Origin of the sequence: Nocardioides seonyuensis (assembly GCF_004683965.1) — a bacterium.
GTDB classification, from domain to species: domain Bacteria; phylum Actinomycetota; class Actinomycetes; order Propionibacteriales; family Nocardioidaceae; genus Nocardioides; species Nocardioides seonyuensis.
Map to the genome: position 1 here is coordinate 3,302,182 of NZ_CP038436.1, position 12,630 is coordinate 3,314,811.

Annotated in this window: 7 protein-coding genes and 1 pseudogene; 4 read left to right on the top strand and 4 right to left on the bottom strand. The window is 72.1% G+C overall.

Features of this window, described 5'->3' with window-relative positions:
* Positions 1 to 87: 87 nt before the first annotated feature.
* Positions 88 to 2,634, top strand: coding sequence for an ExeM/NucH family extracellular endonuclease (locus EXE58_RS16045; protein ID WP_208544053.1), 2,547 nt, complete (start codon positions 88 to 90; stop codon positions 2,632 to 2,634).
* 8 nt (positions 2,635 to 2,642) lie between these two features.
* Here EXE58_RS16045 and EXE58_RS16050 read toward each other — a convergent pair whose 3' ends face one another.
* Positions 2,643 to 4,433 (bottom strand): glycoside hydrolase family 15 protein, encoded by a 1,791-nt coding sequence (locus EXE58_RS16050; RefSeq protein ID WP_135268799.1) that lies wholly within the window; start codon positions 4,431 to 4,433, stop codon positions 2,643 to 2,645.
* A 53-nt stretch (positions 4,434 to 4,486) separates the two neighbouring features.
* On the opposite strand from EXE58_RS16050, the gene EXE58_RS16055 reads away from it, so the two are divergent.
* Both EXE58_RS16055 and EXE58_RS16060 read left to right on the top strand, forming a co-directional pair.
* Positions 4,487 to 4,972, top strand: a complete 486-nt coding sequence (locus EXE58_RS16055) for a CinA family protein (RefSeq protein ID WP_135268800.1) — start codon at positions 4,487 to 4,489, stop codon at positions 4,970 to 4,972.
* A 58-nt stretch (positions 4,973 to 5,030) separates the two neighbouring features.
* The gene (locus EXE58_RS16060) at positions 5,031 to 5,339 is read left to right on the top strand and encodes a helix-turn-helix domain-containing protein (protein ID WP_135268801.1); all 309 of its coding nucleotides are present in this window, start codon (positions 5,031 to 5,033) and stop codon (positions 5,337 to 5,339) included.
* Positions 5,340 to 5,354: 15 nt separating this feature from the next.
* Here the strand turns inward: EXE58_RS16060 and EXE58_RS16065 are convergent, their stop codons facing one another.
* From EXE58_RS16065 to EXE58_RS16075, 3 genes and pseudogenes are all read right to left on the bottom strand, one after another.
* Positions 5,355 to 6,164 (bottom strand): DNA-formamidopyrimidine glycosylase family protein, encoded by an 810-nt coding sequence (locus EXE58_RS16065; RefSeq protein WP_135268802.1) that lies wholly within the window; start codon positions 6,162 to 6,164, stop codon positions 5,355 to 5,357.
* A pseudogene (locus tag EXE58_RS20510) lies at positions 6,151 to 10,655 on the bottom strand (ATP-dependent helicase). Before EXE58_RS20510 ends, EXE58_RS16065 begins: the two are co-directional and overlap by 14 nt.
* A gap of 57 nt (positions 10,656 to 10,712) precedes the next feature.
* A complete protein-coding gene (locus EXE58_RS16075) occupies positions 10,713 to 11,093 on the bottom strand; it encodes a RidA family protein (RefSeq protein ID WP_135268803.1) in 381 nt (126 codons plus the stop codon).
* A gap of 70 nt (positions 11,094 to 11,163) precedes the next feature.
* Here EXE58_RS16075 and EXE58_RS16080 point away from each other — a divergent pair, with 70 nt between their 5' ends.
* Positions 11,164 to 12,624 (top strand): AAA family ATPase, encoded by a 1,461-nt coding sequence (locus tag EXE58_RS16080; RefSeq protein ID WP_135268804.1) that lies wholly within the window; start codon positions 11,164 to 11,166, stop codon positions 12,622 to 12,624.
* Positions 12,625 to 12,630 lie beyond the last annotated feature (6 nt).

Genomic DNA, 12,630 nt, shown 5'->3' on the forward strand with positions numbered 1-12,630 from the left:
TCACGCCCCAGACGACGTCCGGGAGGGCCGATGTCGCCGTTCGGGGTTAAGGTGACCCGGATCACATCTCGCGGAAGGTGCACACCCTTGTCTGTCACTCCTCGGGGCTGGCGTCTCGCCTCAGCCCTCACCGTCTCCCTGGCAACCGGCCTGGTCGCACTGCCGACTCCCTCTCTCGCCGACACGACCGGCACCGCGCTGGTGATCAGCGAGGTCTACGGAGGTGGGGGCGGCGGCACCGGCTCTCCCAGCTTCAGCCACGACTTCATCGAGCTCCACAACCCCACCGCCGAGGCGGTGTCGCTCGCGGGATGGTCGGTCCAGTACAAGTCCAACACCGGCGCCACCGCCCAGGTGGCAGGCCTGTCGGGCAGCGTGCCCGCTGGCGGTCACTTCCTGGTCCAGTCGGGCAACGCAGGCTCCGTCCCCGGCACCCCGGGCGTGCCCGACCCCGACGCTGTGGTGGGGCTGAGCCTCTCCCAGTCCGGCGGCGTGGTCTTCCTCGCCAGCTCCACGAGCGCCGTCACAGCACGTGGTGACGTCGCGGGCGTGACCGCCGGCGGACTCGTCGACGCAGTCGGCTACGGCACGTCCGCGGACACGTTCGAGACCGTGCGGACGGGTGTGGCCCTCACCACGACGACCTCGGCCTCGAGGACCGCAGGCGTCGACACCGACGACAACGCCGCCGACTTCTCCGAGGGTGCTCCCGACCCCCAGGGATCGGGCGGCGGCGTGGTGGTCCCGCCCGGACCGACCGCGCGGACCATCGCGGAGATCCAGGGCACCGGGGCGGCCAGCCCGATCGCCGGCCAGGAGGTCGTCACGCGCGGAGTGGTCACCGCGGCCTATCCCACGGGCGGGTTCAACGGCTTCTACATCCAGACCGGTGGCGAGGACACCACGCCCGGTGCCTCCGACGGCATCTTCGTCTACGACCCCGACTTCTCCTCCGACATCACCGTCGGTGACTCCGTCGAGGTCGAGGGCGTCGTCGAGGAGTTCGGTGGCATGACGGAGCTGGCGGCCTCGCGCACCGTCGAGATCGCCGCCCTGCCGGCCGTGGTCCCCAACACCGTCCTTCCAGGCACCGACTGCGCGCTTCCCGGCACGGCTTGTCCCACGGGATCCGAGCTCGACGCGCTGCGCGAGGAGTTCGAGGGCGAGGCCTTCTTGCCGTCGGCGCCGACGACGGTCACCGACGCCTACGACTTCGGTGTCACCTCGAGCAACTTCTACGGCGAGATCGGCCTGGCCGCCGGCTCGGAGGTCCCGCTGATGACGCCGACCGAGGTGGTCGATGCCCAGGACGCCGCCGGCATCGCCGCCCGCACCACCTACAACGACGCCCATCGCGTGGTGCTCGACGACGGGAGCTCGGTCAACTACTGGAACACCCGCAACACCGCTTCCGGCCAGGACGACCCGGTCCCGTGGCTCACCGCGGACCACACGGTCCGGGTCGGCGCCTCGGTCACCTTCGAGAAGCCCGTGGTCCTGGACTACCGGTTCGGCTGGAAGCTCCAGCCTCAGCGGCAGGTCGTCGGAGTGCCCTCCGGGCTGATGACGTTCGAGCAGGACCGCCCCGCCGAGCCGCGGCAGGTCGGGGGAGACCTGCGACTGGCGACGTTCAACGTGCTCAACTACTTCACCACCCTCGGCACCGACGTGCCCGGGTGCACCGCCTACGTCGATCGTGACGACGACCCGGTCGCCACCAACCGGTGCTCCGGTGACAACGGCCCGCGCGGCGCGTGGGAGCAGGAGGACCTCGAGCGCCAGCAGGTCAAGATCGTCAAGGCCATCAACACCATGGACGCCGACGTGGTCTCGCTCGAGGAGCTGGAGAACTCCCTCGTCGTCGACGGCCACGACCGCGACGAGGCGATCGCGGCCCTGGTGGGTGCACTCAACGCCGACGCGGGCGCCGAGCGATGGGCCTACGTGCCGTCGCCGGACGTCGTCCCCAGCGGTGAGGACGTCATCCGCACCGGGTTCATCTACGACCCCTCGACCGTCTCGGTGGTCGGGCCGGGCAGGATCCTCGACCACCCGGCGTTCGCCGACTCGCGGGAGCCACTCGCGCAGGCGTTCCGGCGGGTCGGCGGCGGCCGCGCGACGACCTTCACCGTGGTGGCCAACCACTTCAAGTCCAAGGGATGCAGCGGCGTCTCCGACCCCGCTGACGAGGACAGCGGACAGGGGTGCTGGAACCCGCTGCGCGTCGCCCAGGCGGAGGCGCTCACCGAGTTCGCGGCCGACTACGCCCGTGCGCGGCACACCGACGCGGTGTTCCTCACTGGCGACTTCAACGCCTACTCCCAGGAGGACCCGGTGCAGGCCATCGAGGCGGCCGGCTACACCCGGCTGGAGTCCGACGACACCTCGGTCGACAAGAGCTACAGCTTCGCCGGAATGTCGGGCTCGCTCGACCACGTCTTCGCCAGCCCCGCGGCCCTCGAGCTCGTCACCGGTGTCGACGTGTGGGAGATCAACGCCAACGAGTCGGTCTTCTACCAGTACAGCCGGCACAACTACATCGGCACCGACCTCTACCGCCCCGACGTGTTCGCCTCCTCCGACCACAACCCGGAGGTCGTCGGGATCAGCGCGCCTCATGCAGGGACGCGCTGAGGGGGCCGCTACCGAAGGGCCAGCGCTGCCTGCACCAGCGTCAGGTGGCTGAAGGCCTGCGGGAAGTTCCCCGCCATCCGGCCGTTGACGACGTCGTACTCCTCTGAGAGGAGTCCGACGTCGTTGGCGAGCCCGCAGAGCCGGCCCATGAGCTCCTCGGCCTCCTCCTGCAGCCCAGCGGCGGCGTAGGCCGACACGAGCCAGAAGCTGCAGGCCAGGAAGGGGTGCTCGTCACCGTGCAGGCCGTCCACGCCGGACTCGGTGCGGTAGCGCAGCAGCAGGCCGCCGCGCATCAGGTCCTCCTGGACGGCGCGGATCGTCCCCAGCACCCGCGGGTCGTCGGCGGGGAGGAACCCCACCAGCGGGATGGTGAGGAGGGAGGCATCGACCTCGTTGGTGTCGTAGTGCTGGGTGAAGGTGCCGCGCGAGGCGTCGTACCCCCGGTCGAGGACCTCCTCGCGCACCCGGTCACGCAGCTCTCGCCACTGCTCGACCGGCCCGGGGAAGCCGTGGTCCTCCACCGCGCGCACGGCCCGGTCGAAGGCGACCCACACCATGACGCGGGAGTGGGTGAAGTGGCGCGCGGGCCCGCGGATCTCCCACAGGCCGTGGTCGGGTCGGTCCCAGTGCTCGGCGAGCTCCTCGACGAGCGCGCGCTGCATCGCCCAGCTCTGGGCGGACTCCTCGATGCCGGCTGCGCGGGAGAGCTCCAGGGCGATCATGACCTCGCCCAGCACGTCGTTCTGACGCTGCCCGGCGGCGCCGTTGCCGATGCGGACCGGGCGGCTGTCGGCGTAGCCGGGCAGGTGGTCGAGCTCGCGCTCGGGCAGCTGGCGGGCGCCGTCGACGGTGTACATGATCTGCAGGTCGTGCGGGTCGCCCGCGACCGCGCGCAGCAACCAGTCACGCCACTCACGTGCCTCGTTGGCGAAGCCGGCAACCAGGAGCGACTCGAGGGTCAGGGCGGCATCTCGGAGCCAGCAGAAGCGGTAGTCCCAGTTGCGCTCCCCGCCGAAGTGCTCGGGGAGCGATGTCGTCGGTGCCGCGACGATGCCCCCCGTCTCCGCGTGCGTCATCAGGCGCAGGGTCACCAGGCTGCGGCGCACGAGGTCGGCGTGGGGCAGGTCTGCGTCGCAGTGGTCGGACCACTCCTCGTGGTCCCGGAGGGTCGCCGCGATCCGCTCGTCGAACCCGATGGGCGGGGGCAGCTCGTGCCAGGAGTGCACCCAGGTCGTGCTGAAGGTGAGCTCCTCACCCTCGGAGACGTCGAACTCGTCGGTGTGGTGGCGCCGGTGACCGTTGCCGGGGTGGGGCAGGCGGGGGCCGCGGAGCATCAGCTTGTCGGGACCGGCGATCGCGACGATGACCTCCTGGTCGGCGACCTTCTCGCGGCTCACCCACGGGGTGACGTTGCCGTAGTCGAAGCGGACCGCCCAGTCGTGCTGCATGCGCACGGTGCCGCGGGTGCACCGCAGGCGGCGTACGACGTCCGCGCGGCCGTCGCCCGAGGGCATCAGGTCGAGCAGCACGACCTCTCCGCTCTCGGTGGTGAAGGTCGTCTCCAACATGCTCGAGGGCCCGACGTAGCGCCGACTGACCGACACCGACTCCGTGTCCGACGCCAGGGCCGCTGGTGCCAGCAACCATCGCCCGTGCTCAGGTGTGCCGAGCAGCGCGGCGAAGCACGCGGGGGAGTCGAAGCGGGGCAGGCACAGCCAGTCGATCGAGCCGTCCCGGCCCACGAGGGCTGCCGTGCCGCGGTCACCGATCAGGGCGTAGTCCTCGATGGGGAGTGCCATGCGCTCCAACGTAGGGCACGTCCCGAACCGGTCACGGGGTCTAGGCTCGCGGCATGTCACCGGTCGACGACCTCCTGGGACGTCTCTCGGCCGCCGGTCTCACCCTCGCGACCGCCGAGTCGCTCACCGGCGGGCTGCTGGCAGGCAGCCTGACCAGCGTGCCGGGGGCCTCGCGTGTCTTCCTAGGTGGCGTCGTCGCCTATGCGACCGACGTCAAGCAGTCGGTCCTCGGAGTCCCGGCGTCCCTTCTCGAGCGGCACGGCGCGGTGTCGGGGGAGTGCGCGGAGGCCATGGCGACCGGGGTGAGGGAGCTGCTCGGGGCGTCGTTCGGCATCAGCACCACGGGTGTGGCGGGGCCGGACGAGCAGGAAGGACGTCCGGTCGGGACAGTCTGGGTCGGCGTCGCCGGCGCGACGGGGGCCACGTCTCGTCTGCTGGCGCTGCCCGGAGGGCGTGACGAGGTCAGGGAGGCCACCTGCCGCGCGGCGGTGTCGCTTCTTGACGGCATCCTCGGGCGGGAAGATCAGGGGGTCGGGTAGCGTTGGCCAGACGTTGTCCCCACACGTCCCTCAGCAGGTCCACAGGAGAGGTTGCCACATGGTGCTGTTCCGTCGACTGCTCGGCGAGGTGCTGAGGAGCGCCCGGATGCAGCGAGGCATGACCCTGCGCGAGCTGTCCGCGGACGCCCGGGTCAGCCTGGGCTACATCTCCGAGATCGAGCGCGGCCAGAAGGAAGCGTCCTCCGAGCTGCTGGCGTCGCTGTGCCAGGCGATGGACCTCCCGCTGTCCGAGGTGCTGCGTGACGTCTCCGAGGCGGTCGCCGTCGAGGAGCTGGCCCTGGGCGTCCAGACGACTCCGATCACGGCTGCTCGCTCGGGTGGCGACGTGGTGGCCTCCGCCGCCTGATCGTCCCTGAGTGGCTCAGTCCGGTGCCGGCTGGCAGCTCGGGCACCAGTAGGCCGCGCGCTCGCGTCCAGCAGGGCCCAGCATCGAGACCGCGACACGGGTCCCGCAACGGCGGCAGCCCTTGCCGTCCTGTCGGTAGACCCACGTGCGTCGTCCGCGACGCAGGTCGCCGGTGGTGCTCTGCTCGGCGCGCTCCTTGTTGGCATCGAGCATCAGCTGGGCGCGCCTGACCAGACGCCGCAGGTCGGAGACCGCGCCGACGGGGGCGCTGGGGTGGACTCCGTGGGTGAAGCACAGCTCTGCGGCGTACATGTTGCCGATGCCGGCCAGGTTGGTCTGGTCGAGGATCGCCTGGTGCACGGGCACCTCGGGAGCGGCAGTCAGACGCCGGACGGCCTCGTCCTCGTCCCAGTCGGGTCCGAGCAGGTCGGGCCCGAGGTGGGAGACGATCCCTGACTCGGCCGATCCCGGGACCAGCTCGACGATGCCCAGACTGAAGCCGACGGCCTGGACGGTCGGCGTCTCGAGGACCACCCGAGCCTGGTGGGACGGGCGGCGCCAGCGCTCGCCGGGCGTGTAGGTGCGCCACGCACCCTCCATCTTGAGGTGGGTGTGCAGAGACCACTCGCCGCGAGCCTCCCCCTCGTCGACGCGAATGCGGGTGAGCAGGTGCTTGCCTCGCGACACCGTGGAGGTGACGGTGCCGCCCGACAGGTCGGTGGTCGCCAGCTGTGGGACGCGGAAGTCGGTCTGCGAGAGCACCTGGCCGCTCAGCGCGCGGTCCAGCATGCGTGCGGCACGCCAGACGGTGTCACCCTCGGGCACGCAGCCTCAACCCCCGCGGCGTCGAGACGAAGCCCGCGTCCTGGAGCGCCTGGCGCGCCGGGGTGAGGCCCGAGCCGAGGAGCTGCTCGCCGTCCACCTTCTCGACCAGGAGGTCGCCCATGGCGCCAGCACGCGCCGCCTCGGCCAGGGAGGACGCGGCCGGAGCCAGCCGGTCTCCGTCCTCGGACCAGGTGAGCAGGGTGCGACCGCCGCGCTCGACGTAGAGGGTCAGCGCCCCGTCGACCAGGACCACCAGGGCGCCCGCCTTGCGGCCCGGTCGGTGGCCGTTCTCCGCGCTGGACGGCTCGGGCCAGGGGAGTGCCGCACCGTAGGGGTTGGCGGGGTCGGTCGCGGCGAGGGTGACGGGCACGGGCTTGGCGTCGGCAGCGACCTCGGCGAGCGCGCGCAAGCGGTCCACGGCCCCGGCCGTCCCGAACTGCGCAGCTCCGAGTCCCTCGATGAAGTAGCCGCGGCGGGTGCGTCCGGCATCCTCGAGCGCGCTCAGCACCTTGTAGACCGCCGCGAAGCCACCGGGAACACGCTCGGCAGCCACGGCTCCGCGGGTCACGACACCGTGGCGCTCGAGCAATCGCTCGGCGGCGGCCTTGGCGCGACGGGTCGGGTCGGCGGCGACGGGCGGGAGCACGGACCAGCGCCCAGCAGCGTCGGCCGGTCCCGTTCTGGTGGGCAGCCGGCCTGTGCGCGGCGGAGAACGACGACTGCGGTGGCTTCCACGGCCGCCGCGCACGAGGGCCCGCAAGGGGGTCAGCGTGTCGTTGGTGACGTGACCCGACCAGACGAGGTCCCACAGTGCGGATCTCAGCGCGGCGTCGTCCTGGCTGCCGACCGCGTCGGAGAGCTGTCGGAAGAACCACGCGCCGCCCGGCTCGAGCGCTGCGAGCACGCTGGTGTGGAGGGGGCCGAGGTCCTCGACGTCGGGCTCGGGCAGGCTCAGGTCGGCCTGGTCTGCCAGGTGGAGGCTCACCCAGCCGTCGGTGCCCGGGATCGTGCCGTGCCCTGCCCAGAGCACCTCGCCCGCCGCCGTCAGCTGGTCGAGATGTGCGGGCTCGTAGTCGCTGACTCGCACCGGCAGCACCAGCGACTCCAGGGCGCTCGCCGGCAGGGGGCATCCCGCCAGCTGCTCGATCACGGTGGCGACGCCGTCCACCCCCCGCAGGCCACGGGAGCCGCGTCGCACGGCGTGCTGCCACGTCGGCGCGAACCGTCCCAGGGTGTCCTGGGGCACGGGCTCGATCTCCTGGCGCAGGCGCGCCAGTGAGCGACGCCGCAACCGTCGCAGGACCTCGGCGTCGCACCACTCGGCACCCGAGCCACCCGGTCGGAACTCACCGTCGAGGACACGGCCGCGACCGGCGAGTCGCTGCAGGGCGTGCCGGACCACGGCGGACCCGAGCCCCAGCCGCGCCGACACGTCCTCGACCGTGAACGGACCGCGGGTGCGTGCGAACCTCGCGACCAGGTCACCGATGGGGTCCTCGACCGGCTCGCCGAACACCTCGGGGGTGCCGGGTGGGACGGGCACGCCGAGCCCGTCGCGGAGCCGGCCGACGTCCTCGACGACTGCCCAACGCTCCTCGCCCGCCATCCGCACCTGCACGACCCTCCGCGCTGCCTCGAGCTGGGCCAGCGCGTCACCAGGGTCGAAGGAGGCGCGGGACGCCACCTCGCTGCTGGACAAGGGACCGAGCAGGCGCACCAGGTCGGCCACTCCCTCGGCGTCACGGGCCTGCCGGTCGGGGGAGAGTCGCTGGAGCTGGGCCTCCACCTCGGCGAGGACCTCGGGGTCGAGGAGCTCGCGCAGCTCGGCGCGGCCCAGCAGCTCCGCGAGGAGCCCCTGGTCGGGCTGAGGGCCGCGGCGCGGCGCTCGGCGATGGGGGAGTCGCCCTCGTAGACGAACTGGGCGACGTAGCCGAACAGCAGGCTCGCAGCGAAGGGTGAGGGCCGGTCGGTCGCGACATCGACCACGTTGACCTCACGGTTGGCGAGCCGTCGCATCAACGTGGCCAGGCCGGGCAGGTCGTAGACGTCCTGGAGGCACTCGCGCACCGCCTCGAGGACGATCGGGAACGACGGGTAGCGGACCGCGACCTCGAGCAGCGCCGCGCTCCGCTGGCGCTGCTGCCACAGCGGGCTCCGCCGGCCCGGGTCACGCCGGGGCAGCAGCAGGGCGCGAGCCGCGCACTCGCGGAAGCGTGAGGCGAACAGGGCGCTGCCGCCCACCTCGGCGGTGACGATCTGCTCGATCTCCTCGGGCTCGAAGACCACGAGCTCACCGGTCGGTGGCTCCGCGTCGGTGTCGGGGATGCGTACGACGATGCCGTCGTCCGAGGCGACCGCCTGGCCGTCGACGTCGTGTCGCTCGCGCAGCCGGGCATTGATCGCCAGTGCCCACGGCGCGTGGAGCGGGGTGCCGTAGGGGGAGTGCACGACGAGTCGCCAGTCGCCCAGCTCGTCGCGGAAGCGCTCGACGACGATCTGCCTGTCGTGGGGGACGACCCGGGTCGCCTCCAGCTGCTCGAAGAGGTAGGTCGTGAGGTTGGCTGCGGCGTACTCGTCGAGCCCCTGCTCCCGTGCCAGCGCGGTGGCACGCTCGGCCGGGAGGGCGGTCAGCTCGCGGGTGAAGGCGCCGACGGCCTCGCCCAGCTCCGCGGGGCGGCCGAGCGTGTCACCCTTCCAGAACGGCAGACGCCCGGGGATGCCGGGTGCCGGCGTGACGAGCACGCGGTCGTGGGTGATGTCCTCGATCCGCCAGCTCGTCGCACCGAGGGCGAAGACGTCGCCCACGCGCGACTCGTAGACCATCTCCTCGTCGAGCTCGCCGACCCGCCGGCCGGTGCCCTCTCCGACGAGGAACACGCCGAAGAGACCGCGATCGGGGATCGTGCCACCGCTGGTGACGGCGAGACGCTGGGAGCCGGGGCGGCCGGTGAGCGAGCCCGCGACGCGGTCCCACACCAGGCGCGGACGGAGCTCTGCGAACTCGTCGCTGGGGTAACGCCCGGCGAGGAGGTCGAGGGTGGCCTCGAAGGCACTGCGTGGCAGCTGGGCGAAGGGGGCTGCCCGGGTGAAGAGGGTGTAGAGCTCCTCGACGTCCCAAGCCTCCACGGCGGTCATGGCGACCACCTGCTGGGCGAGCACGTCCAGCGGGTTGGCCGGCACCCGAAGGCTCTCGATCGCTCCGGCGCGCATGCGCTCGACCGAGACCGCGGTGGGGGCCAGGTCGCCGCGGTGCTTGGGGAACAGCACGCCGCGACTGGTCTCGCCGACCTGGTGCCCGGCACGGCCGACGCGCTGCAGTGCACTGGCGACGCTCGGCGGGGACTCGATCTGGACCACCAGGTCGACCGCGCCCATGTCGATGCCGAGCTCGAGGCTGCTCGTGGCGACGACGGCGGGCAGGCGGCCGCGCTTGAGGTCGTCCTCGATCTGCGCGCGCTGCTCCTTGGAGACCGACCCGTGGTGGGCCTTGGCGATGAGCGTGGCCGCGCCCGCGCTCGCCCCGGACTGGGCCATGATCGCGGCGGGCGGTGAACCGGGCGGCGCCCCTTCCTCACCGGCGCGTTGGGCCGCGATCTCGTTGAGTCGTGCGGTCAGCCGTTCGGCCAGGCGTCGGGAGTTGGCGAAGACGATCGTGGAGCGGTGCTGCTCGATCAGGTCGACGACGTGCTCCTCGACGTGGGGCCAGATCGAGCGGCTCGGGACCGGGTCGTCGGACTCTTCCTGGTAGTCCCCCGGGGCCGTCATGTCCTCGACCGGGACCACGACGCGGAGGTCCCACTCCTTGGTGCTCGGCGGTGCCACGATCTCGACCGGCGCGCTGCCCCCGAGGAAGCGGGCGACCTCGTCGAGAGGTCGCACCGTGGCGCTGAGCCCGATGCGTTGGGCAGGACGCTCGAGGAGGTCGTCGAGGCGTTCGAGGGTCAGGGCGAGGTGGGCGCCGCGCTTGCTGCCCGCGACGGCGTGCACCTCGTCGAGGATCACGGTCTCGACGCCCCGCAAGGTCTCCCGGGCCTGGCTGGTGAGCATGAGGAAGAGGGACTCGGGGGTGGTGATCAAGATGTCGGGCGGCTTGCTCTGGAGACGCCGCCGGTCGGCCGCCGGGGTGTCTCCGGAGCGGACCCCGACCGAGACCTCCGGCAGGGACGTGCCGAGACGCTCGGCGGTGTGGCGGATCCCCGTCAGGGGAGCGCGGAGGTTGCGCTCGACGTCGACCCCCAGGGCCTTGAGCGGGGAGATGTAGACCACCCGTGTGCGGCGCGACCGGTCGTCCCGCGGTCCGGACGTGTGCAGGGCGTCGAGCGAGTGGAGGAAGGCGCTGAGTGTCTTGCCGCTGCCGGTGGGAGCCACGACGAGGGCGTGACGTCCCTGGCCGATCGCCTCCCACGCACCGACCTGGGCCGGAGTCGGCTCCGCGAACGCAGCCTCGAACCACGCCCGTGTGGGCTCGCTGAAGCGGTCGAGGGCGTGCACGGCGCCAGTGTCTCACCGAGCACCGACACCGACGGCCGCCCGAGCGGCTGGGGGGCGTCAGTCCACGACGGCGTCGAGCTCGACCTCGACCTTCCAGCGCGGGTCGAGCAGGCCGGCCACGACGACCATGGTGCTGGCCGGCAGCACGTCGCCGAAGACCTCGCCGTGGACGCGACCCACCGCGTCTGCGTCGGCGGCGTCGACGACGTACTGGCGGGTGCGGATCACGTCGGCCTTGGTGCCGCCGAGTCCCGCAAGGGCCTCGATGGCGATCTCCCAGCAGCGGCGGGCCTGGGCGCGCGGGTCCGGGTCCACGTGACCGTCCGGCCACACGGGGGCGGTGCCGCTGACCGCGATCGACCCGCCCAGGCGGACCGCCCGGCGGAATCCGATGGCCTGCTCGTAGGGCGAGCCGCTCGGCACAGAGTCCCTCTTCATGGCCACACGGTAGCCGTGGCGGGTGGTTCGTGCCGACCAGCCGAGGTGCTCCACCCCTAGGCTCACGCCCATGACGACCGGCGCGGGGGAAGACACGGACGGCAGCCCTGTGGGCGACGCGGATCTCAGGGCGGCTCTCGCCCGACTGGTGCAACAGCTGACGCAGGAGGATCCTGCCGCCAAGCGGGGCAACCCGTTGCTGCCACGGCTCGACGCCCATCTCGGTGTCCCCGCGGACGAGGTGCCCGTGGTCTCCCAGACGATCGACCTCCACCGGTGGGCCGACACCGACATCGCGCTGGCATCGATCGCGGAACGTGACGCCTCGGGAGAGCTCGTCGGCATCGGAGGTGGCGACCAGCGACACCACAGCTCGCTCAGCGACCTCATGGAGCAGGCACAGTGGGGGAGGTTCAGGCAGGGTCAGGTCGACCGGCTCAACGTGGCGACCGGACCCGACTCTGAGCGCGCGACGGTGGCCTTCGGGCTCCACCTCTTCGCCTTCGACGGCGCGCCCGTGGCGGTCCTCCAACGAGCCGGCAACCGGCAGTACGGCTCCGAGTCGAGGCTCGAGGTCCTCTCACCGGCTCCCGAGGTGGCCTCCGCCCTCCTCTCGGAGGTGAGGGAACAGGCGATGAACCACAGCATCCTGAGGGGACAGGTCCTCACCTTCACCGACAATCCTTATGAACGAACCGCCGCGGGCATCACGTTCGTGCGCCGGCCCGACGTGCCCGCCGAGCGCGTCGTCCTGCCGGACGGCACCCTCGACGAGATCCACGCCCACGTGGTCGGACTGGCCCAGCACCGTGAGCAGCTGCGCGAGCGAGGCCAGCACCTCAAGCGCGGGATCCTCCTCTACGGCCCCCCGGGCACGGGCAAGACCCACACCGTGCGCCACCTCATCGGTGCCCAGCCCGACACGACCGTCATCGCCCTCACCGGCACCCAGATGGGCCACGTGGCCGCAGCCGCACAGATCGCCCGCGCACACCAGCCGGCGATGGTCGTCCTGGAGGACTGCGACCTGATCGCCGAGGACCGGGACCACGACCACTTCGGTGGTGGTCCCTCTCCGTTGCTGTTCACCCTCCTCGATGCCATGGACGGGCTCGACCCGGACGCCGACGTCGTCTTCCTCCTCACCACCAACCGCGTGGAGGCGCTGGAGAAGGCGCTGGCCCAGCGTCCGGGACGGGTCGACCTGGCCGTGGAGATCCCCCTCCCGGACGAGGCGTCCCGACGCCGCCTGATCGAGCTGTACGGCGCGCAGGTCGACTTCTCCGAGGAGGCGGTGGCCGAGGCCGCCCGGGTGGCTGCCGGGAGCGCGGCGTCGTACGCCAAGGAGCTGGTGCGGCGGGCAGTCCTGCACGCCGCCCTGGCCGGCCGCGCCCCCGGTGACGCAGACCTGATCGCGGCGAGCGAGGCACTGCAGGACGACGCCGCCGTGCTGACTCGGGCGCTGCTGGGATCCACCGCGCCGGGACGCTCGGACGCAATGGGTTCGAGGGATGTCAGGCCGCTCCTCTAGGGTCGG